This window comes from Micromonospora sp. WMMA1923, from assembly GCF_049179195.1.
Classification (GTDB): Bacteria; Actinomycetota; Actinomycetes; order Mycobacteriales; family Micromonosporaceae; genus Micromonospora; species Micromonospora yangpuensis.
Window position 1 is genome coordinate 2,742,913 of sequence record NZ_JBMHLZ010000001.1, and the last position, 20,657, is coordinate 2,763,569.

The window sequence follows — 20,657 nt, forward strand, 5'->3', positions numbered from 1 at the left end:
GGTCGTGTCCATCGTCGAGGACATCGGCGCGCAGGTGCGGGCCGCCGCCGAGGACCTGCCGCTCGGCCTGCTGGCGCAGGCCTTGGAGAAGTTCGGGCAGGCCGCCGAGCGGCTGCGCTGGGTGCGGCAGGAGTCGGCGAACCCGATGGGGGTGCCGGAGCTCTCCGCGGCCACCGAGCACGCCGAGACCGCCGGATACGCGCTGCGGGTGGCCCAGGAGCAGTTGGCGGCGTACCTGACCACGCTGGGCCTGACCGCCGACGGCGCGCCGGCGCCGCGCCCGCAGCAGCGTCAACCGAAGCACGACCAGCCCCGCGACGATGCGCCCCCGGCCGCCGGCGAGGGCCCGCAGCAGGCCGCCGACCCGACGGTGCGCCGCTGGTGGGCGGTGCGGGTGACCGAGCTGACCGGCGGCACCACCGCGCCGACCGGTGAGCCGGACGCGCAGATCGGCGACGCCCGGGAGCTGCTGCGCCGGGTGACCGGCGGGGTCCGCTCCGGCGACCGCGACCGGGTACGCGCCGAGCTGTGCCGCGCCCACGCCGACGTCGGTCTCGGCCTGGCCGCGCTGGCCCCGCCCCTGCTGCGCGAGCTGGCCGGGGAGCTGCTCGGCCACCCGCCCCGTGCCGAGGACCTGCCCCGGCTACGCAGCCAGCTCGACGGCCGGGTCCGGGACCTGCTGCCCAACCTGCCCCCGCCGGTGCTGGAGACCCTGCTCAGCCGGGTCTGCCGGATGCCGCCGCCCCGAGGCGGTGAGCAGCCGCACGCCGCCGACTCGGCGGTGACCTCCGGGGTGCTGGCCGGGGTCCTGCTGGACCGGCTCGGCCGGGACCTGCCACCGGAGTCCTCCGGTTCCCCGCAGCGCCCCGGGGCCGCCGACGGGTCCACCCCGGACGGGCAGCGGTCCACCCGGGACGGCGGTGCGCCACCGCCACGCGACCCTCGACCCCGACCGGGTACCGGCTCCGGCGGGTCCACCCCGCGCAGGACCACCGGCCCGACCCCACGGACCGGCCCCGGCGGACCGGCCGGCCCGGTCCCGCGCGGCGGCACCGCGCCCCGGCGCGGCGACGGCCCGGCCCGTCCCGGGAGAGCCGATGGCTGACCGTCGCGCCCAACTGGTGACCCGGGTGCGCGGCATGCTCTCCGACGCGCTGGGCGCCACCCGGGCCCGGCTGGCCGCCGCCGACGCCGAGCTGACCGCCGGCCAGCAACGGCTGACCAAGGTACGCCGGGCCGCCGCCGCCGTACCCGAACGGGTAGGTGCCGAGCGGGACCGGCGACTGGCCCAACTCGACACCGGGCAGCAGGCCCGGATCGCCGACCTGGCCGAGCGGGCCGCCGAGGCCGCCCGGCGGGAGGCCCCCGGCGCGGCCTCGGCGGACTGGTCGGGGTGGCAGCCGACACCGAGCGGGCCGGCCGAGCCCCCGGGTGCGGTACGCGTCGGCACGCTGCGGATCCCCGGCACGGTGCCGGTGCCCGCGCTGGTGCCGCTGCTGGACGCCGGACACGTGCACCTCTCCGGCGCCGACCTGGCCGGTGACGAGGCGGTGGTGCCGGCGCTGCTGCTACGCAGCCTCGGCCGCACCGACCCCGGGGCGGTCCGGCTGATCGGGTACGACCCCGAGCACCTCGGCGGCGGGCTGGCCGGGTTCGCCCCGCTGACCGCCGCCGGGCTGCTGACCTTCGTCGGGCCCGGTGGGCTCGGGCGGCTCCTGGACGACCTGGTCGAACAGATCCGCCGGATCAACGAGACGGTGCTGGCCGGCGAGTACGGATCGCTGCGGGAGCTGGCCGCGGCGACCGGCCGACGGCCGGAGCCGTGGCGGGTGGCGGTGCTGCTCGGCGGGGACGAGCTGAACCGCCACGAACGCGGCCAACTCGACCGGGTGGTGCGCACCGGCACGGCCTGCGGGGTGCATCTGGTGGTGCGCGGGGTGCCGCTGCCGGAGCACCCGACGGTGACCCGGATCGTGGTGGGGCACGACGGTGCCCGCATCGGCGGGCCGCCCGGACTGGCCGCCCGGCTGGACCCACCCCCGCCCGCTCCCCTGGTCACCGAGACCTGCCGGACGCTGGCCGCCACGGTCAACGCCGGCCCGGCCCCGGCGCCCTTCGCCGAGCTGCTGCCGCCGGTGGAGCAGATGTGGCAGGACGACTCCGCCACCGGGCTGACCGCCCCGATCGGGTCGGCGGCCACCGGCCGGCAGGTGCAGCTCACCCTCGGCGACTATCCGCCGCACGCGCTCATCGGCGGGCCGTCGGGCACCGGCAAGACCAACCTGATCTTCGCCTGGATCGGTGCCCTGGCCGCCCGTTACTCCCCCGACCAGCTGGAGTTCTACCTGCTGGACTTCAAGGAGGGGGTGTCCTTCGCCCGGTTCGCCCAGGGCCGCCGGGACCCGAGCTGGCTGCCGCACATGCGGCTGGTCGGGATCAACGTCAACACCGACCGGGAGTTCGGGCTGGCCCTGCTGCGGTTCCTCGCCGAGGAGCTGCGCCGCCGGGCCGACGCCGCCAAGAAACACGAGGTCACCAAGCTGGCCGAGTTGCGCGCGGTGGACCCGACCGGCCGGTGGCCCCGGATCGTCGCGGTGGTCGACGAGTTCCAGATGCTGCTGGCCGGCCGGGACGTGGTGGCCCGGGAGGCCGCCGACCTGCTGGAGGACCTGGCCCGGCGGGGCCGGTCGCAGGGCATCCACCTGGTGCTGGCCAGCCAGGACGTCCGCGGCATCGAGGCGCTCTGGGGACGCCCGGCCCTGGTGGCCCAGTTCACGCTCCGCATCGCCCTGCCGAAGGCGCTGCGGATCCTGGCCGAACGCAACGACGCGGCCCAGTCGCTGCCCCGCCACCACGCGGTGGTCAATGCCGAGTCGGGCATGGCCGAGGGCAACCAGGTGGCCCGGATCCCCTCGGCCAGCGACTGGGAGAGCTGGAGCGAACTGCAGCACCGGCTGTGGCGGATGCGCCCACCGGACGCCGCCCCGGCCCGGCTCTTCGACGGTGACGCGATCCCCCGGCTGGCCGAGGCGCCGGACTTCCGGGCGCTGCGCGCCGACGGGACGGACCGGCGGGCACCGGTCGCCCTGCTCGGCGAGATCATCGACGTGCAGGCCCGTTCGGCGGTGCTGCGGCTGCCCCGCGCCCCGGGGCGTAACCTGGCCGTGCTCGGCACGCGGGTGGACGAGGCCTGCGCGGTGCTGGACGCCGCCGCCCGCTCCCTGGCCCGCCAGCACGCCCCGGGCACCGCCCGGTTCTCCATCGCCTGCCTCGACCCGGACGCCGACCCGGCCGCCCGCGCGCTGTACGAGGAGTTGGCCGACGACGCGGCCTGGTACGACGAGGAGACGGTGCCGGAGCTGATGGCCGAGACCGCCGAGGGGCTGGGTCGGGCCGGCACCCCGAGCGTCCCGCACTACCTGCTGCTGTTCGCCGTGGACGCCGCCGCCGGTCAGCTGGCCGGGCCGGCGGGTCGACGCAGCGGGTTGGAGCAGTTGCGGCGGATCCTGCACGACGGCCCGGAACGGCGTACCCACGTGTTGGCCTGGTGGCGCGGGGTGGCCCGGATGCGGGTCGACCTCGGCGGGCCGGCCGCCCGCACCGACCAGATCGGCGCCTGGGTCGCTTTGGACGTGCAGGGCGGTGAGCTGAGTTCGTCGCTCTACCCGGGCACCGGCGGCCCGGACTGGTATCCCCGCCCCTGGCGGGGGCTGTTCTTCGACCGGTCGGTGCACCGCACCGGGCAGGTCGTCATCCCCTACGGACCGGCCCGATGAGCCAACCCGACGCCAGCCCGACCTACTCCGCCCAGGTCCGCCGGCTGGCCGAGTTGACCGCGCGGGTGCAGGCCCAGCGGGCCGAGGCCCAGGACTGGTACGACCAGCAGTGCGCGGCGGCGCAACGGGCCGTCAGCGAGGCCACCGACCAGGTCCGGCGGGCCGAGGCGGAGGTCGCGGCGGCGCGGGAGGAGCTGGAACGGGTCGACGCCGAGGCGGCCCACCTGTGGCAGCAGCTGCGCGACCGGCTCGGCGGCCGGGGACTGGGCGGCCCGCCCGGCCCGGCCCTGGACGCCACCGGCGATCCGCTGCACCTGGTGCAGGGCGTGCGGGAACTGCTGGGGCGGGTGGGACAGCCGGGTGAGCTGCCCAGCTCGGCCAACCCGCTGCTGGTGCTCTGCGGGCTGTTCGGCGCGGTGCTGGCGTACGCCCTCGGGCTCGGCGCCCGGCAGCTCGGCGTCAGCTACGGCGGGGACCTGGCGGTGGGTCTGCCGGTGCTGGCCCTGGTGGTGACCCTGCTCGGCCCGCTGATCGGGCTGGTGCCGGCCAAGCGGCTGGCGGACCGCCGGCACGCGGTGTTCGGCCCGCGCCCGATGGCGGTGGTGGTGGTCGCCGGCCTGGCCGGCACCGCCCTGCTGCTGGCCCTCGGCCGCTGACGCCGCCTGCCGCGCCGGTACCGCGGGCCCGACAGGCAGCGCGCGACGTGTGGTCGGGCCGGTTACCGCAGGGCCCACCGGGCGGACCGTCAGGCCGGTACCGCAGGGCCCACCGGGCGGACCGTCAGGCCGGTACCGCAGGGCCCACCGGGCGGACCGTCAGGCCGGTACCGCGATGGCCTCGCGGAGCAGGCGGCGGGTGAGCACCAGCCGGTCGGCGTCGTCCAGGCCGGGCAGGTCACCCACCCGGGTCGCCGCACCGGTGAGCAGGGCGCGTACCGCCGGCGCACACGCCGCCGGCAGGGTGAGGGTCCGGTCGACCAGCCGCAGGCTGAACCGCTCGGCGTCCTGGTCGGTCAGCTGCCAGCGCAGCCCCGGCCGGACGGTGACCACGCTGTCCACGGTGAGCGCGCCCAGCGCGGCGGCCTGGGCCAACGGACGGATCGGCGCGGGCCGGCTGGCCGGCCAGAGCCGGTCGCGCAGCCGCCCGGCGACGGCCGCCGGATCGGCCCGCTGCAGCCAGTCGCGCAGCGCCTCGACGGTCTCGGTCAGCTCCGGCTCGATCGCCTCGGCGTCGGCCAGGTCGACGCCGAAGGGCAGCCCGGCGCGCAACCGCGCGTCGTCGGCGGCGAGCGCGAGCAGCTCCTCGACGAGGGCGTACCTGGTCAACGCGCGGATGCCGACGGTCAGGTGCAGCGAACTGGCCTCCTGCGCCTGGGCGCTGTGCAGCCAGCCACGCGGCAGGTAGAGCGCGTCGCCCGGTTCGAGGACCACGTCGAGCGCGGCGGGGCCCTGCGCGGTGGCGGAGACCTCGTCGGCCCGGCCGCCCCACGGCTGCCGCTCCAGCGGGTCGGGCAGCACCGGCGGGTGGATCCGCCAGTGCTTACGGCCGTCGACCTGGAGCACGAAGACGTCGTGGGTGTCGTAGTGGGTGGCGAAGCCCTGGCTGCCGGGCGGGGTCAGGTAGGCGTTCACCTGCAACGGCTGGGCGAGGGCGGCCCCCAGTTCGCCGGCGAAGTCGATGAGCGCCGGCCAGGTGCGGTGCAGACCCTGTAGGACCAGGGTGGCGCCCTCGGCGTACAGCTGCAGGACCTTGTCGTCGACCACCTGGTCGCCGATCTCGGCGCCCGCGCCACCGCCGCCGGTGTAGCGGCCCGCCGCGACGAGCTGGCCGTCGGTGGCCACCCGCAGGAACGGGGTACGCAGACCGCGCCGGCTCAGCAGCTCGTCGGCGTCGGCGGGGCTGAACAGGTCGGTGAAGCCGTGGCGGTTGGGCAGCTCGGCGGCGCGGGACAGCAGCGGGCCGCGTCCCCAGTGCGCGGTGGCGAACTTGGCCGGCTCGACGGCCACGCAGCGGGCCAGCGCGGCGCTGGCGGCGGACGAAACCGCCGGGCGGCCGTGGCCACCCGGCGGGTCGATGATCGACACGGCGGTCGCTTACCGGGCGCTGCCGTCGGCGCCACCGTCCTGGTGCCCCGGGGTCGCGCCACCGTCGGCCGGGCCCTCGGCACCACCGTCCGCGCCACCGTCCTGCTGACCCGGGGTCGCGCCACCGTCGGCCGGGCCCTCGGCACCGCCATCGGCGCCACCGTCCTGCTGACCCGGGGTCGCCCCACCGTCGGCCGGACCCTCCGGGCCGCCACCGGTACGGGTCGTGATGTCGTCGTCGTTCAGTGCCATCGGTGCTCCCTCGGATCTGTCGGGGGTCTGTCGTGTGACGGGTGGTACCCCACCCGCGATCTTCTAACCCCCACACGTTAGACGTCCGGTGGGCCGACACGGCCCCGTTCCGGGCACCGGGGTCAGGGCATCAGCTGCAGCAGGTCCTGCGGCATGGTGGCCCTGACGTCCTCCCACTCGCCCTGGGTGACGTGCCGCCGCAGGGACTCCAGCACCACCTGCACGACCCGTTCGGCGCCACCGGCGACGTCGTAGGGGAAGCCCTGCCGCACCTCGTACAGGAAGTCGTCGCGGTTGAGTTTGATCGGCACGTTCTCCGGCTGCCACCCGTCGAAGTAGATCCCGCGCAGCAGCACCGGCAGTTGGGCCGCGAACTCGGCGCTCTCCGGCACCGGCATCCGGTCCCGCAGCAGGTGCAGCACCGTCCGCAACGCCGCGTACGACTGGTTGCGTTGCTCCTTCGGCCAGCCGTAGGCCTGCTCGATGTCCTTGAGGATCAGGTTCGTCTTGTCCAGCGACGACTCGAACGCCGACCACATCTGCTCAGCCATCTCGCCACCCCCGTAGCTCGTCGGCCCACCGTCGGTCGTCGGCACGTCGCGGCGGGCCGGCGGGACCCCGCCACTGCCGGGTCGGGCTGAACCGGCCGGCCGGGGAGACCCGGCGGCCGCTGGGTGCCGTGCCGACGACGCGCAGCACCTCTGCCCGTCGGCGTCGCGGCCCGTGATGAAGCGTCGTCATCGGAGCAACCCCCTGGTCGACGTCCCGGTCGGTACCGGTGCGGCACCGCCGGCGGTGGGCTCAGGCGGCCCGCCGCTCCCGGCTCTGCTTGCAGGTGACACAGGCGGTGGCGGAGGGGTAGATCTCCAACCGCTCTACCGGGATCGCCACCGAGCACCCCTCGCAGAAGCCGTAGGTGCCCGCGTCCAGTCGGGCCAGCGCGTGCTCGAACTGGGCCCGCCGGTCGAGGATGGTGCGCAGCAGCGACTGCGCGGTGTCCCGCTCGGCCGTCTTGGTGCCGCTGTCGGCCTGGTCGTCGCCGGCGGTGTCGCCGACCTCGACCAGCCGCAGCACCTGGCTCTGCAGCACCGCCCGGTCGTACTCCTCGGAGAGTTCGTCGTAGCGGGCCTGCAGGGAGAGCCGGATCCGGTCGACGTCGGTCTGCGGCCGGGCCGTGCCAACGGTGTCGTGCACGAGCATCGCTGCCTGCCTTTCGTACCCCGGGCACACCCGGGCGGCCGTGACCCGAGGTCCCGGCTACGGTCCGTCTGCGGCGCGGTGGTGATCATCCACGCCCGTTGAGCCCGGCGTTTACCCCGCCCTCCCTTCCGCCAAACCGTGGTCAGCCGTAAATTTCCGACTCCACCACGGCCGGTCTGCGGGGGTCGTCGACGCGCACCACGACGTCGGCGAAGGCGGACGGGACCACCTCCTCGGCGTACCGGGCGAAGGCGGGCAGGGTCCACCGGTGCGGCTGCGGCGTGCGTCGGGCCAGGGCCGCCGGGGAGAGTTCCAGGTGCACGGTACGGTCGAACGGCAGCCCACCGCCGAGCAGCAGCGCCCCGCTGACCAGCACGATCCCGCCGGCTGGCAGCTCCAGGTAGGTGGCCCGGACGGCCCGGTCGGTGCCGGGATCGCGCAGCGCCGGCAGCAGCCGGCCCGACCCGGTCGGCCCGGCCGGATCGAGCACCTCGCGGCGTAACCCGGCCTCGTCGGTCCAGGAGTCGTAGTAGGAGTCGGCGTTGGTGTGCCCGAACTCCAGCCGTACCGACGCCGGGCGCAGGTAGTCGTCGGCCCGCACGTGCGCGACCGGTCGGCCCCGGGCCCGCAACGGGTCGACCAGGGCGGCGGCGAGCCGGTCCGGCCCGGCCGCGGGGGCACCGTCGACGGCCACCCGCAACCGCCCGGGTACGGCCGCGTCGGCGAGCCGGTCGGCCAGTTCGGTGACGAGCCGGTCGGGCGAGATCGGGCGTACGCGCATGACGTCCATGGTGACCGGCGGACGCGGTGGCGGGTCAGCCGGTGCGCTCCGTCGTGACCGGCGGACGCGATGGCGGGTCAGCCGGTGCGGTCGATGGTGACCAAGGCGTCGTCGGCCAGCCGGTAGCCCACCCCGTAGACCGTGGTGACCAGGGGAACGTCCACCCCGACCTTGCCGCGCAGCCGGCGGACGTGCACGTCGACGGTACGCACCCCGGCGTGTTCGTAGCCCCAGACGGCGTTGAGCAGCTGCAGGCGGGTGAACACCCGCCGCGGGTGGGCGACCAGGTGCAGCAGCAGGTCGAACTCCAGACGGGTCAACGGCAACGCCTCACCGTCGCGCAGCACCGACCGCGACGCGGCCAGGATGTGCAGGGTCGGCACGGCGGGGGTCAGCGGCCGGGCGGCCGTCCGGCTGGTCGGGACGGAGTCCGCCCGCCGCTCCGCGGCACCGCCGTTGCTGGTCACCGTGCACTCGCCCCGCTCGACCAGCTCCCGGGCCGCGTCGAGCAGTCGTCGGGCCGGCCCGGTCAGGGCCTCTTCGTTGGCCAGTGGGATGGACAGTGTCACGGTGAGCACTGTGGCGGTGTTTGCCGGTCGGCGCTGCCCACCGGGCGGACGACCCGGCACCACGGGTTGAGACGTGTGCCATCCGGCGCGCGACGAGGCGGGGCTGACCGACATGGTCCTCCTTGGCTGGTCGGAGTTCTCCCCACGGCCCGGGACGCCGCTGCATCGATGCTTCCCGGCACTCGCGCGAGGGTCAAGTGCCGGCTACGTTGCATGACTGTGACAATTGACGAACACACCGGAGCCGAGCGCTCGCTCTGCGTACTAGACCAGATGATTACAGCAGAGTCGTCAACATGAACAAATCCGGGGGTCCCCAACGCGTGGAACGCCCGACCCACCAACTGGGACACGGGGACAGCGGAGGACGGGCCGGGGCCCTCGCCCCGACCCGCCCTCCGCGTGCCAGCCCGACCCGCACCCCGGGCGTCACTGGTCCCGGTCGATACCGATCCGGGCCTCGTCGGCGAGCCGGTAGCCGACCCCGTGCACCGTGGTCACCAGGGGCGTGTCGGCGCCGAACTTCGCCCGCAGCCGCCGTACGTGCACGTCCACGGTGCGTACCACCGCGTGCTCGTACCCCCAGACGTTCGACAGCAGCTGGAGCCGGGTGAAGACCCGGCGGGGGTGCTCGGCGAGGAACAGCAGCAGGTCGAACTCGATGCGGGTCAGCGCGACCATCCGGCCACCGTGCTCGACGGTGCGGCACCCGACCAGGATCCGCAGGTCGGCGGGGTGCTCGGCGGGTCGCGGCCGGGGCGCGGGCGGGGTGGTCGCGGCTGCGCCGACCGGCGTCACCTCCCCCGTCACCGCCAGTTCCTGCAGCAGCTCGATCAGCCGGGCCAGCCGGGGGCTCACCGTCCCGGGGGTCAGGTCGACGGTGACGGTGAGCGTCGAGGTGGACCGCGGCCGCACCGCCGTGGGCCGGTCGGAACGGCGTCCCGGCGAGTGGGGGCGCGACGAGATGGCGACGACGGACATGGATCCTCCTGGAGATGGCGGTGCCGTCGACCACGCCCGGTGGAGCGTGGCGGTCAGGGTAGGTACGCCGCGCCGGCGGTCACCGGCGAGGCCACGGGTGAGGGACGGTGGATCGGGTCGGGACCGAACGCGGGCAGCCCGGCGATCCGCCAGGCCATGAAGCCACCGATCACGTCGGTGGCCCGGTGCAGGCCGAGGTCCTGGAGGGCGGCCGCGGCCAGCGAGGACGTGTAGCCCTCCTGACAGAGGACCAGCACCGGCAGGTCGTAGTCGGTCACACCCGGCAGCCGGGCCGCCGACCGCGGGTCGAACCGCCACTCCAGTACGTTGCGTTCGACGATCAGCGCGCCCGGCACGCTGCCGTGCGCGGCCCGTTGGGCGGCGGGGCGGATGTCGACGAGCACGGCACCGTCGCGGTGGGCCAGGTGGGCCTGCTCGGGATCGAGCCGGCGCAGCCGGGCCCGGGCGGCGGCGAGGATCTCGTCGATCCCCCGGGATCCGGGTGGGGACGGACAGGCGGTCGGGGAGACGTCGGTCTGCGACATACGGGGATCCTTTCCTGACAGCTGGTGTGACGCCGCAGCGGGTGCGAAGGCCGCGGGTACGGGTGCGGGGCTGGTCACCACGCCACGCCTGCCTCGGCCACCTCGGCGACCCGCAGTCGTCCCTCGGCGAGGAGGTAACGGGTCATCCGGCGTAGTGCCGGGCGGTAGACGTGCACGCTCACGGCCGGCTGGTCGCCCCGGTTGGTCACCTGGTGCACGTGCCGGGGACCGAACCGCCGACCGGTGCCGGCGACGAGTTGCTGCGGGCGCAGCGCGCCGCGACTGACCGTCTCCTCGGTGAGCACACCGGAGACCACCAGGAAGGCCCCCGCGGAGCCACCGTGGTCGTGCAGGTCGGTGCCCTGACCGGGCAGCCAGCTCAGCGCCCACACCTCGTGGTCGGCGGCGACCGCGAGCCGCTGGTACCACCGCTGTACGGGATCGAAACACACCGGCGTGGGCCAGGTGTGCGGGGCGTCGGCGTACCGACGGGCGGTGGCGAGCAGGTCGCGGTCAAGCTGGCGGATGCTGATCATGTCGGTCCTCGTGGAGCGGAGCGGAGCGTACCGACACAGCCTATCTGGCAAAACCTATAGACTTAGTAGGGAATACCGAATGCTGGGACATAGATCACCCGTTCGAGTGCTCCGGCGCTGCCCGGCAGGCCCACCACCGGCGGACTAGCCTTGGGTGGGTGAGTGCCGAACTGGACGCCGAGACCCTGGCCTTCGCCCACCGGATGTTCGACCTGGCCCGCTCCGGTGCCACCGCCGAGCTGAGCGGCCACGTCGACGCCGGGCTACCGGTGAACCTGACCAACGCCAAGGGCGACACGCTGCTGATCCTCGCCGCGTACCACGCCCACCCGGAGACCGTGACGGCCCTGCTGGGCCACGGCGCGGACCACACCCGGGTCAACGACCGGGGCCAGACCGCACTCGCCGCCGCCGTGTTCCGCCAGAACGCCGAGGCGGTCCGGGCACTGCTGGCCGCCGGTGCCGACCCCGACCACGGCACCCCGTCGGCCACCGACACCGCACGCTTCTTCGACCTGCCCGAGATGCTGGAGCTGCTGCACGCCGGCTGACCTCACCACGGCGGGTGTCGCGAGCTGCCGCATGGTGCCTGGCCGACGGACTCCAGGCCGGCGGAGCCGCCTTCACCACTACGGCGCACCTCGGCACCGAACGTTTCATCCCGGAACAGCTCCTCCCCAGTGGAGCCCCACTCCGGGAAGCACTCGTCGCCGAGCACCAGCAGACGGTCAGCGACGTTTCGGCACCCTGGAACGGTGTCTCCCTGCTCCCCGAACGACCCGGACCACCCCCGCGTACGCGGCGCAGGAACCACGCGCAGTGCTAATCGAAGATCTCGCACCGATCACCGCCGACACGTGACCTACAGGTGAATCTTGGACACTTATCTGGGGCCGTCGGGGGGCGACGGGCGCAAGATCGCGGATGGCAAGCGCGTACGCCAGGCCACGGGCCGGCCAAAACTCTTCGGGTCACACCACAAGCGAGTCGACCGCCGCCCGGGCGTCGGCTGTGCCGGAAAGCCCACCGGTACGCTGAGCCCACCCGCACGCCCCACCTGCCCGACACCCGAGGGACTGCATGGCGATCCTCAGAACCAAAGTGAACGAAAACGAGGAAGTTGATCTCTAGCGCCCCAGGTCAAGAAGTCTGCTCCCCGCGCATGCGGGGGTGATCCCGCGGAGCCGCCGCAGATCCGCTACCGGCTGAACTGCTCCCCGCGCATGCGGGGGTGATCCCGTCAGCAACGTCCCGTTGCACGACCTGAGTGCCTGCTCCCCGCGCATGCGGGGGTGATCCCAGCCAGTAGTCCGGCTCGGTCGGGGTGGTCGGCTGCTCCCCGCGCATGCGGGGGTGATCCGTCGTGGACCCTCACGCGGCCCGCCCTTCTCGGCTGCTCCCCGCGCATGCGGGGGTGATCCGTGCACGTCAACGGGCAGGTCGTGGCATCCGCCCTGCTCCCCGCGCATGCGGGGGTGATCCGACGACGGGCTCATCAACGTCCACCGCAACGGCCTGCTCCCCGCGCATGCGGGGGTGATCCGCACAGTCCGCCGACCACCGGCCGGTGGACCGGCTGCTCCCCGCGCATGCGGGGGTGATCCGTCTGGTACGCCGCCCTCACCGACGTGCCGTTCCTGCTCCCCGCGCATGCGGGGGTGATCCCTCTGTCGGGGACCTGGCCACGGTCAGTGTGCACTGCTCCCCGCGCATGCGGGGGTGATCCCGTTCGGCCGGCCGCGTCCGGGTCGTGCCGGGACTGCTCCCCGCGCATGCGGGGGTGATCCCTTCGCCTTCACCTCGTCCAGGTCGATGCCCAGCTGCTCCCCGCGCATGCGGGGGTGATCCCTCGGGGACCGAGGTGGACGCGGCGGCGGCGACCTGCTCCCCGCGCATGCGGGGGTGATCCCACCTTCCGGTCGGCGCGGTGGTGCTTGCCGTTCTGCTCCCCGCGCATGCGGGGGTGATCCCGTGAACTTGGGCTCGGTCACCCGGGCCGGGGCCTGCTCCCCGCGCATGCGGGGGTGATCCCCCGTCGAGCGCCCACAGACCCAGCAGGGCCTGCTGCTCCCCGCGCATGCGGGGGTGATCCCGGGCAGGCCGAACGGTGGGATGACGTGAACCGCTGCTCCCCGCGCATGCGGGGGTGATCCGGCTGTCATCGCCCTTCGGGAAGCACGCCGTGTCTGCTCCCCGCGCATGCGGGGGTGATCCCGATCCTGGCCCTGCTGGGTGAGGACAACGTCACTGCTCCCCGCGCATGCGGGGGTGATCCGCTGTCAATGCGCGAAATTGCGCAACACGCCTACTGCTCCCCGCGCATGCGGGGGTGATCCCGGGTCACACACCAGCCGCCGGTACGGCAAGTCCTGCTCCCCACGCACGCGGGGGTGGTCCCGTGGCGACCTGGATGGTGGCCATCGCCCTGGACTGCTCCCCGCGCGCTCGGGGGTGATCCCGTCGCGCAGCTGGCGTCGCCGACCACGTGAATCTGCTCCCCGCGTACGTGGGGGTGTTCCCCCGACGCTGCCGTCCACCGGGTCGTGCACGTCGTGCTCCCCGCGTAGGCGGGGGTGGTCCCGTTGACGCTGCTCAGAGGCGGCGGATGTTGATCTCGACGGTGGCGTTGGCGGGGCTGCCGAAGGCGTCGAAGGAGGTCGGCTCGGCGCGGCCCGACTCGAACTGCCGCACCAGCCGGGAGCCCAACCAGACGCCCACTGCGCCGACGGCCAGCGCGGCCACCTCGACCGCCAGCAGCATCGGCGAGACGCTCCGCTGTGGCGCGGCGGCCCGGATCAGGCAGGTGAGCAGGAACAGCCCGGCCATGGCGGCGTTGACCAGGTTGAAGGTCAGCGCCGTCCGGCGGGTCGCGTCACCTGGTACGTCCCAGAGGTCGACCATGCCGGCGATCACCGTCAGCGCGGCGGCGACCAGGGCGGCGACGGTGGTCCAGTAGCCCACCTCGCCGAGGAACGCCGGGCCACCGGCCACATCGGCCAGGTCGAAGACGGTCGCGCTGACGAACAACCCGAACGGGAACGTCACCAGCATCGGTTGGATCGGATGACCGTGCACCCGCAGTCGGCTCTCCATCGTTGCCTCCCCCGGTGGGACCGGATCGTCCCGTTCCCACCGGAGAAGGTGCTACCCGACCGGCCGTCGCCGTAACCGTGACGACCGTCCCGGGCGGCGGTCAGCCCTCCCGGGGGCGGGAGACCGTGGCGACCAGCCGGTCGGCGACCTCGCGCAGTGGAATGTCCAGCGAGGACGCCGCGCTGCGCAGCACCTGCAACGCCTCCGGCGCGGGGCAACCCCGCTGCGTCATGATCACGCCGATCGCCTGGCCGATCACCCCCTCGGTCAGCAGGGTGGCGTCCTGCTCTCCGGTGAGTGCCCGCTGGCGGGCCCGCTCCCGGACCGCGGCCAGCAGCAGGCCGGCGTGCTCGGCCAGCAGCATCGCGGTGAGCTGCCGCCGCGCGCTCAGCGCACCGGGCGCGCCGGCGTACAGGTTGACCGCGCCGATCACCTGGTCGTCGATGTCGACGGGGGCGGCGACCACTCCGTGCACCCCCAACTCCTGGGCGTGCCGGGTCCACGCCGGCCAGTGGTCCTCCAGGCTCAGATCGGCGGAGAAGACCATCTCGCGGCGGCGGATCGCGCTCATCGCCGGCGTGTCGGGGCCGTGTCGCAGGTCGTCGAGCTCGGCCAGCCGCGGATCGGAGGCCGCCACCCCCACCGGCTCCCCGGCCCGCAGGGTGGTGAACCCGCACCAGGCGACTCCGGGGACCGCGGCGCGGGTGATCCGGACCAGCCGGCCCAGCGCCTCGTCGAAGTCGGTGACGTCGAGCAGCCCGGCGGTCAGCTCCCGCAGCAGCGCCGCGGTCTCCAGGACGCCCAGGTTCTCCTCGACCGGCTCGCGCGTGTCCAGGTTCACCGGACCGCGGTCCACGTCGCCACCGGGTCCGGCCCGGTGGTTGCGTACGCTGTCCTGTCCTGTGTCATGTACCGCTCTCTTCCCGACTGATCGGACCAGGCCTACTACCCTCGCAGACTTGGGTCGAAACAGTCCCAAAAAGGGCCCCGGTCGTCGCTGATCGGCGACGACCGGGGCCCTGGAGAGCCGTCAGCCGCCGGTGCTGAGCCGCCGCCCCACCGAGGCGATCAACCGGTCCAGCTCGGAGCCGAACGGGTTGTCGTGCACGAGGTACGTCCAGGTGGCGCTGGGCCGGACCAGCTTGGCGGCGTCCGGCTCCCAGTCCTCGTCGAACTCGGTCTCGGTGAACGTGGCCAGCGTCCGGGTCTCGATCTCGGGGACCAGGTTGTTGAAGGCGGGCACCGCGGAGCGGTGGAACTCGTCGAGCGGGTCGAGGCGGCCCAGCGCCCGCAGGTGCACGCCCTCGCGGATCTCGGAGAGTTCGGCCAGGTGCTCGGCCCAGAGCCGGTCGAGGTGGTAGAGGGCGATCGACCGGGCCACCCGGGCCAGCAGGTCCTCGTCCAGCTCGCCGGCCTTCTCGGGCATCCGGTCCAGCAGCATCAGCGCCGCCACGTCGGAGGTGAGCAGCCGCTCGCGCCGCTCGGCCAGCGCCTTGCGCTGCTGCTCGATCACCACGCTGTACCGCCAGGTGTTGCGGTGGATCTCGTGGTTGACCCCCTCGGCCACCCGCTGGGCGTGCTCCACGGCGTAGTCCACCTGCTCGTCGGTGACCAGGCCGTCGGCGTTCATCCGGGGAGAGGCCGGCACCGCGTCCGCGGCGTGCCGGACGACCAGCTCGTCCTCCAGGCTGACGAAGAAGACCGACCCGCCCGGGTCACCCTGCCGGCCGGCCCGGCCCCGCAGCTGGTCGTCGACCCGGCGGCTGTCGTGCCGGCCGCTGCCGATGACGTACAGGCCGCCCAGCTCGGCCACCCGGTCCCGGTCGGTGGAGTCGCTGCCGCCGAGGCGGATGTCCACGCCCCGGCCGGCCATCTGGGTGGAGACGGTGACCGCGCCGTACGCGCCGGCCTCGGCGATGATCGCCGCCTCCTCGTCGTCGTTCTTGGCGTTCAGCACGACGCTGGACACCCCGGCCGCCGCCAGGGCCTCGGAGAGGGCCTCGGACTCCTTGACGTCGAGGGTGCCCACCAGCACCGGGCGCCCCGCCTCGTGGCACCGGGTGATCTCGTCGACCAGCGCCTCGTCCTTCTCGGCCCGGGTGGCGTAGATGCGGTCCGGCTCGTCCTCCCGGACGCAGGGGGTGTTCGGTGGGATCACCGCCACCTCCAGCGAGAAGAACTCCCGCAGCTGGTCACCGACGAGCACCGCGGTGGCGGTCATCCCGCAGATCTTCGGGTAGAGCCCGATGTAGGCCTGGACGGCGATGGTGCCGAGCACCTCCCCCTCGGCCGTGGCGTCGAGGCCCTCCTTGGCCTCCACCGCCGCCTGCAGCCCGTCGGGCCATCGGCGGCGCTGGGCCACCCGGCCGCGCATCTCGTCGATCAGCTCGACCGAGCCGTCCCGGACGATGTAGTCCACGTCGCGGTGCAGCAACGCGTGCGCGTGCAGCGCCACGTTCACCGCGGAGAGCTGCGCGACGTGCTCCTCGGCGTACAGGTCGATGTCGCCGAGCTTGGCCTCGACGGCGGCCAGGCCGGCGCTGGTGAAGGCCACGCTGCGACCGTCCTCGGCGACCGTGTAGTGCTTGCCCTTGCGCAGGCCGCGCACCAGCGCGGCGGCGGCGTGCACCGGGTCCTGCTCGCCGGCGACCGCGCCGGCCAGGACCATCGGCACCCGGGCCTCGTCGATCAGGATGGAGTCGGCCTCGTCGACGATCGCGGTCGACAGCGGCGGCTGGACCCGGTCGTCGAGGTCGGTGACGAGCTGGTCGCGCAGGTAGTCGAAGCCGGCCTCGCTCACCGAGACGTAGGTGACGTCCCGCCCGTACGCCTCGCGTCGCTCCTGGGGGGTGGAGGCCTCGTTGACCCAGCCCACGGTGAGCCCGAGCAGGGTGTAGATCGGCTCCATCCACACCGCGTCCCGGCGGGCCAGGTAGTCGTTGACGGTGATCACGTGCACCGGGCCGTTGCCGAGCTGCACGTGCCCGTAGGCGGCGATCGCGGCGGTCAGGGTCTTGCCCTCACCGGTGGCCATCTCGGCGACCTTGCCGGACAGCAGCGCCATCGCACCGAGCAGCTGCACGTCGTACGGCCGCTGGTCGATGCCACGACTGGCGGCCTCGCGGCCGACCGCGCAGATCTCCGGGTAGGTCTTGGCCTGGCCGGCGGCCTCGGTCAGCTCGGCGTCGTCGAGCGCGGCGAGCTCCTCGGCGCGCTCGGAGATCGCCGGCAGGAACTTCTCCAGCGGAGCCAGATCGACCGTCGTGCCCGGGCGCTGGAGAAACCGGCGGAACCTGGACCTCAACCGTTGCGACACACCCATGAGACTGCCGAGACCTCCCGAGACCGCGCGCCGGACGGTGGATCCGACGCGACACACCCATGAGGCGCAACGGTACGCGACCCGGGCCGGTTTTCGGTTGCCCGTCGCGGCCGAATGTCGGCCGGGGCCCCGATTGTCGGTTTCCCGCTCCTCGGGGCCCCGTACCCCGGTGGTCAGGGGGTGAGCACGACCTGGAGTTCCTGCCGGCGGCGCTGCGCCAGGTCGGTCAGGAGCGCCGGGGCCTCGTCGAAGGGCACCACCGCCGAGACCAGGTGCGTGCCGATCAGGTTGCCGTGGCAGCGCAGCAGGTCGATGGTCTCGGCGGAGAGCCGCTCGCGGTCCCAGGTCGGGGCGAGCCCGCGCGGCACCCGCCCGATCTGCGCGCACCGCAGCGCCAGCCCGTTGTGATGGAACTCCTCGCCGAGCCGGACCCGTTCGGCCCCGCCCTGGTAGAACGCCAGGTCGATCACGGTGCCCTGCGGTCGCAGCAGCCGCAGCGCCAACTGCAGCGCCCAGTCCTGCCCCCGGCACTGGAACACCACGTCGGCGCCCCGGTCACCGGCGTGGTGGGCCCACCGGGTCTTGAGCATCACCGCCGGGTCGGCCTCCTGCGGGTCGAGGGTCTCCAGTCCGAGGGCCTCGGCGACCTCGCGGCGGCGTGGGGTCGGGTCGAGCACCACCACCGACGCCGCGCCGTGGTGCCGGGCGAACAGGGTGGTGAGCAGCGCGACCACTCCGCTGCCGACCACCGCCACCCGCCGGCCCCGGACCCCGTCGCCAAGCGACCGGACGTCGGTGCCGCGCAGGTCGGCGGCGGCGTGCAGCAGCCCGTTGGCGCAGATCGGACCCATGTGCGCGGCGTAGACACCGAGCAGCGGGTCGAGGTCGTCGGGCAGCGCCACGAACCGCTCGGCGACCGCGTCGGCCAGGTAACCGGTGCGGTGCCCGTAGGTCATCGCACCGACCGCGCCGACGGCGACCGCCGGGGTCGCGCTCTCGACCACCCGTCCCACCTGCATGTACCCCAGCCGGGTGACCGGGTACGGGGTGCTGGCCGCGCCGGGCTGGAACACCTGCAGACCGGCGTTCCAGCTGACGTGCAGGTACGGGTTGGTGCCCTTGACGTAGCTCAGCTCGGTGCCGGCGGAGACCCCGCTGTGCAGCGTCTCCACCCGGAAGGTGCCCTCGCGCAGCTCGCCGGCGTCCTGCTCGACGATCTCGACCCGACCCGGGCCGCTGACCACCACCACCCGGTCACGCATCGACGCGCTCCGGACCGCTCGTCGCCGGCGGAGTCGGCAGGGTCACCCCCCGCCCGGTACGCGCCGACTCGGCCACCGCCAGGGCCAGCCGCTGGGTACGCAGCGCCTCGGCGTACGGCACCCGCACGTCGTCACCGATCCCCCGGACCGCGTCGACGAAGGCCCGGTCCACGGCCACCCGGGCGGCGTCCGGGTCGGCGCCGACGTGCCGTTCGCCCTCGGCGTCGCGGATGGTCAGTCCCTCCTCGGTCAACGCCAACGCCAACCCGTCGGCGAGGATCTCCAGCCCGGCGCGGTGTTTCCAGCCCAGGACGCAGGCGGTGGCGAGGGTGCCCACCGCGCCGCTGTCGAAGCGCAGGGTGGCCGCGGTCACCGAGTCGATGTCGGCGCCCTCCACCGGCGGTGGTGAGCCGTCGCCGTAGGCGGTCACCTCGGCGACCTCGCCCACCAACGCGCGCAGCAGGTCCAGCACGTGCGCGGCCTGCTCGACCACCGGCCCACCGGAGCGGTCCCGGCGGGCCCACCAGGCGACCGGTGGGACCTTGTCCAACCAGGCGCCGTTGACCATCCGTACCGGACGGCCGGCCAGCAGCTCCCGGGCCTGGTCCACCACGTGCAGGTAGCGCCAGTGGTGTCCGACGGCGGTCAGCAGCCCCTGCCGGGCCACCAGCTCGGCGATCCGTTCGGCGGTGTCCAGGTCCACCGCGACGGGCTTCTCGACGAACATCGGCACCCCGGCGGCGATCACCTCCTCCTCCACCGGCCCGTGCGCGAACGGTGGCACGCAGACGTACACCGCGTCCGGCCCGGCGGCGAGCAGCTCCGTCACGTCGCCGAAGGCCCGGCCACCGTGCCGCCCGGCGAGGTCGGCCGCCGCCTGGCCGACGACGTCGGTCACGCCCAGTAGTTCCACGTCATCGAATCCGGTCAACACCCGCGCGTGGCGTTGCGCCACCCCGCCGGCTCCCACCACACCCACCCGACACCTGCGCACCCGAAAGACCCTCTCGTCCCAGCTCGTTGACGGGTGTCGAACTCCCCCCGCACCGACGCAATCAAACGTTCACCGGCCGGGAACCGCCGGGTGCCGCGTTCGTGATCAAGCTGTTAGTCGTTGTCCGGTTAGCGTGGGGCGCGTACTGGGAACACTCAGTTCGCTTTTTTCCGCACACGATCTGGGGGTATGCCAGTGCGGGATACAGATTCGATGGTCTCACCGGTCGTCGAGGCGTGGGCCACCTACCGCACCACCTCGGCCCGGGAGTGGACACCACGACGACTGCTGCGGGCCAAGGGGGGCGACCGGGTGAGCGTGGTGTTGCCGGCTCGCAACGAGGAGGCGACCGTCGGCGCGATCGTGTCGACCATCCGGGAGCACCTGATGGACCGGGTGCCGCTGGTCGACGAAGTGATCGTGGTGGACTCCCGGTCCACCGACCGCACCGCGCAGGTGGCCCGCGCCGCCGGTGCCGAGGTGGTCGGCCAGGACGAGATGACCACCGGGCTGCCCCGACTGACCGGCAAGGGCGACGCGCTCTGGGCCGGGCTGGCCGCCGCCGAGGGCGACGTGGTGGCCTTCGTCGACGCCGACCTGCGGGAGTTCCGGCCGCACTTCGTCACCGGCCTGCTCGGGCCGCTGCTGACCGACCCCTCGGTGTCGTTCGTCAAGGGCTTCTACCACCGGCCGCTGGTGGGGGCCACCGGGGTCGAGCCCGACGGTGGGGGCCGGGTGACCGAGCTGATGGCCCGCCCGCTGCTCAACCTCTTCTGGCCGGAGCTGGCCGGTTTCGTGCAGCCCCTGGCCGGGGAGTACGCCGGCCGGCGCGAGGTGCTGGCGCAGGTGCCGTTCGTCTCCGGGTACGGCGTGGAGACGGCGATGCTGATCGACCTGCTGGACCTGGTCGGCCTGGACGCCCTGGCCCAGGTGGACCTCGGGGAACGCAAGCACCGCCACCAGGACACCGCGGCGCTGGGCCGGATGTCCGCGCAGATCATGCTGACCGCCTGGACGCGGCTGCAGCGGCGGGGCTGGGCCGTGCCCGGTACCGTGCCCACCGCGCTACTCACCCAGTTCCGCCGGGGTGGCACCGACGCGCTGCCCAACCTGGACCGCGAGATCGTGGTCAACGACGTGTCCATCGAGGAACGTCCCCCACTGTCCCAGCTGCGCCACCTGGTGCCCCGGCGCCGGGTGGCGGCGGCGTGAACCGCCACCGCCACGGCGAGGACGGCGGCGTGCGTCGCCGCCTCCGGCAC

General features: G+C 74.0%; 19 protein-coding genes and 1 CRISPR repeat array. Of the genes, 5 read left to right on the forward strand and 14 right to left on the reverse strand.

The features are described 5' to 3' along the window. Positions 1-4: 4 nt before the first annotated feature. The 3 genes from ACN28G_RS12395 to ACN28G_RS12405 are packed head-to-tail and all read left to right on the forward strand — an operon-like array spanning position 5 to position 4,432. A complete protein-coding gene (locus ACN28G_RS12395) occupies positions 5-1,105 on the forward strand; it encodes a hypothetical protein (protein WP_229688646.1) in 1,101 nt (366 codons plus the stop codon). Next, positions 1,098-3,776: an FtsK/SpoIIIE domain-containing protein gene (locus ACN28G_RS12400; protein ID WP_421479156.1), complete on the forward strand. Its 2,679-nt coding sequence runs from the start codon at positions 1,098-1,100 to the stop codon at positions 3,774-3,776. Before ACN28G_RS12395 ends, ACN28G_RS12400 begins: the two co-directional genes overlap by 8 nt. Next, entirely contained in the window at positions 3,773-4,432 is a 660-nt protein-coding gene (locus tag ACN28G_RS12405; protein ID WP_421479157.1) for a hypothetical protein, read from the forward strand. The genes ACN28G_RS12400 and ACN28G_RS12405 overlap by 4 nt, the downstream gene beginning before the upstream one ends. Positions 4,433-4,591: 159 nt before the next feature. On the opposite strand, the gene ACN28G_RS12410 is transcribed toward ACN28G_RS12405, so the two are convergent. The 9 genes from ACN28G_RS12410 to ACN28G_RS12450 form a co-directional block, all read right to left on the reverse strand. Beyond that, a complete protein-coding gene (locus tag ACN28G_RS12410; RefSeq protein WP_421479158.1) occupies positions 4,592-5,860 on the reverse strand; it encodes a cupin domain-containing protein in 1,269 nt (422 codons plus the stop codon). Positions 5,861-5,869: 9 nt separating this feature from the next. Further along, on the reverse strand, positions 5,870-6,112 hold the full coding sequence (locus tag ACN28G_RS12415) for a hypothetical protein (protein WP_091438925.1): 243 nt from the start codon (positions 6,110-6,112) through the stop codon (positions 5,870-5,872). A gap of 122 nt (positions 6,113-6,234) precedes the next feature. Next, the gene (locus ACN28G_RS12420) at positions 6,235-6,663 is read right to left on the reverse strand and encodes a DUF2267 domain-containing protein (RefSeq protein ID WP_091438926.1); all 429 of its coding nucleotides are present in this window, start codon (positions 6,661-6,663) and stop codon (positions 6,235-6,237) included. 250 nt (positions 6,664-6,913) lie between these two features. Then, positions 6,914-7,312: a TraR/DksA family transcriptional regulator gene (locus ACN28G_RS12425; RefSeq protein ID WP_091438928.1), complete on the reverse strand. Its 399-nt coding sequence runs from the start codon at positions 7,310-7,312 to the stop codon at positions 6,914-6,916. Between the two features lie 142 nt (positions 7,313-7,454). Then, a complete protein-coding gene (locus tag ACN28G_RS12430; protein WP_421479159.1) occupies positions 7,455-8,093 on the reverse strand; it encodes a uridine kinase in 639 nt (212 codons plus the stop codon). A gap of 77 nt (positions 8,094-8,170) precedes the next feature. Then, the gene (locus ACN28G_RS12435) at positions 8,171-8,776 is read right to left on the reverse strand and encodes a winged helix-turn-helix domain-containing protein (RefSeq protein ID WP_421479160.1); all 606 of its coding nucleotides are present in this window, start codon (positions 8,774-8,776) and stop codon (positions 8,171-8,173) included. Positions 8,777-9,091: 315 nt separating this feature from the next. Continuing rightward, positions 9,092-9,643 carry a winged helix-turn-helix domain-containing protein gene (locus tag ACN28G_RS12440; protein WP_421479161.1) on the reverse strand — a complete coding sequence of 184 codons (552 nt, stop codon included), beginning with the start codon at positions 9,641-9,643 and terminating at the stop codon, positions 9,092-9,094. 53 nt (positions 9,644-9,696) lie between these two features. Continuing rightward, entirely contained in the window at positions 9,697-10,188 is a 492-nt protein-coding gene (locus ACN28G_RS12445; protein ID WP_091438933.1) for a rhodanese-like domain-containing protein, read from the reverse strand. Between the two features lie 74 nt (positions 10,189-10,262). Continuing rightward, entirely contained in the window at positions 10,263-10,724 is a 462-nt protein-coding gene (locus ACN28G_RS12450) for a cysteine dioxygenase (protein ID WP_421479162.1), read from the reverse strand. A 203-nt stretch (positions 10,725-10,927) separates the two neighbouring features. Between ACN28G_RS12450 and ACN28G_RS12455 the strand changes: the two genes are divergently transcribed. Further along, a complete protein-coding gene (locus ACN28G_RS12455; RefSeq protein ID WP_421480895.1) occupies positions 10,928-11,275 on the forward strand; it encodes an ankyrin repeat domain-containing protein in 348 nt (115 codons plus the stop codon). Between the two features lie 598 nt (positions 11,276-11,873). Further along, positions 11,874-13,305: direct repeats of the CRISPR family, unit length 29 nt; unit sequence CTGCTCCCCGCGCATGCGGGGGTGATCCC. Positions 13,306-13,316: 11 nt separating this feature from the next. On the opposite strand, the gene ACN28G_RS12460 is transcribed toward ACN28G_RS12455, so the two are convergent. The 5 genes from ACN28G_RS12460 to ACN28G_RS12480 all read right to left on the reverse strand — a co-directional run bounded on the left by ACN28G_RS12460 (position 13,317) and on the right by ACN28G_RS12480 (position 19,395). Next, positions 13,317-13,817 (reverse strand): DUF2231 domain-containing protein, encoded by a 501-nt coding sequence (locus ACN28G_RS12460; protein ID WP_091438940.1) that lies wholly within the window; start codon positions 13,815-13,817, stop codon positions 13,317-13,319. A gap of 100 nt (positions 13,818-13,917) precedes the next feature. Beyond that, the gene (locus ACN28G_RS12465; protein WP_091446548.1) at positions 13,918-14,658 is read right to left on the reverse strand and encodes a GAF and ANTAR domain-containing protein; all 741 of its coding nucleotides are present in this window, start codon (positions 14,656-14,658) and stop codon (positions 13,918-13,920) included. Between the two features lie 189 nt (positions 14,659-14,847). Then, positions 14,848-17,139: an accessory Sec system translocase SecA2 gene (gene secA2, locus ACN28G_RS12470; protein ID WP_091438942.1), complete on the reverse strand. Its 2,292-nt coding sequence runs from the start codon at positions 17,137-17,139 to the stop codon at positions 14,848-14,850. Positions 17,140-17,312: 173 nt separating this feature from the next. Beyond that, complete coding sequence (locus ACN28G_RS12475; RefSeq protein WP_421479163.1) at positions 17,313-18,401, reverse strand: zinc-dependent alcohol dehydrogenase; 1,089 nt, start codon at positions 18,399-18,401, stop codon at positions 17,313-17,315. Next, a complete protein-coding gene (locus ACN28G_RS12480; protein ID WP_421479164.1) occupies positions 18,394-19,395 on the reverse strand; it encodes a Gfo/Idh/MocA family protein in 1,002 nt (333 codons plus the stop codon). Before ACN28G_RS12480 ends, ACN28G_RS12475 begins: the two co-directional genes overlap by 8 nt. 195 nt (positions 19,396-19,590) lie before the next feature. Between ACN28G_RS12480 and ACN28G_RS12485 the strand changes: the two genes are divergently transcribed. Then, positions 19,591-20,607, forward strand: a complete 1,017-nt coding sequence (locus ACN28G_RS12485) for a glucosyl-3-phosphoglycerate synthase (RefSeq protein WP_091438954.1) — start codon at positions 19,591-19,593, stop codon at positions 20,605-20,607. Positions 20,608-20,657: the final 50 nt, after the last annotated feature.

Coding starts and splice junctions, on each gene's coding strand:
- ACN28G_RS12400 (WP_421479156.1), top strand. CDS start 1,098: ATGGCTGACCGTCGCGCCCAACTGGTGACCCGGGTGCGCGGCATGCTC.
- ACN28G_RS12405 (WP_421479157.1), top strand. CDS start 3,773: ATGAGCCAACCCGACGCCAGCCCGACCTACTCCGCCCAGGTCCGCCGG.
- ACN28G_RS12415 (WP_091438925.1), bottom strand. CDS start 6,112: ATGGCACTGAACGACGACGACATCACGACCCGTACCGGTGGCGGCCCG.
- ACN28G_RS12420 (WP_091438926.1), bottom strand. CDS start 6,663: ATGGCTGAGCAGATGTGGTCGGCGTTCGAGTCGTCGCTGGACAAGACG.
- ACN28G_RS12425 (WP_091438928.1), bottom strand. CDS start 7,312: ATGCTCGTGCACGACACCGTTGGCACGGCCCGGCCGCAGACCGACGTC.
- ACN28G_RS12430 (WP_421479159.1), bottom strand. CDS start 8,093: ATGCGCGTACGCCCGATCTCGCCCGACCGGCTCGTCACCGAACTGGCC.
- ACN28G_RS12435 (WP_421479160.1), bottom strand. CDS start 8,776: ATGTCGGTCAGCCCCGCCTCGTCGCGCGCCGGATGGCACACGTCTCAA.
- ACN28G_RS12440 (WP_421479161.1), bottom strand. CDS start 9,643: ATGTCCGTCGTCGCCATCTCGTCGCGCCCCCACTCGCCGGGACGCCGT.
- ACN28G_RS12445 (WP_091438933.1), bottom strand. CDS start 10,188: ATGTCGCAGACCGACGTCTCCCCGACCGCCTGTCCGTCCCCACCCGGA.
- ACN28G_RS12450 (WP_421479162.1), bottom strand. CDS start 10,724: ATGATCAGCATCCGCCAGCTTGACCGCGACCTGCTCGCCACCGCCCGT.
- ACN28G_RS12455 (WP_421480895.1), top strand. CDS start 10,928: ATGTTCGACCTGGCCCGCTCCGGTGCCACCGCCGAGCTGAGCGGCCAC.
- ACN28G_RS12460 (WP_091438940.1), bottom strand. CDS start 13,817: ATGGAGAGCCGACTGCGGGTGCACGGTCATCCGATCCAACCGATGCTG.
- secA2 (WP_091438942.1), bottom strand. CDS start 17,139: ATGGGTGTGTCGCAACGGTTGAGGTCCAGGTTCCGCCGGTTTCTCCAG.
- ACN28G_RS12475 (WP_421479163.1), bottom strand. CDS start 18,401: ATGCGTGACCGGGTGGTGGTGGTCAGCGGCCCGGGTCGGGTCGAGATC.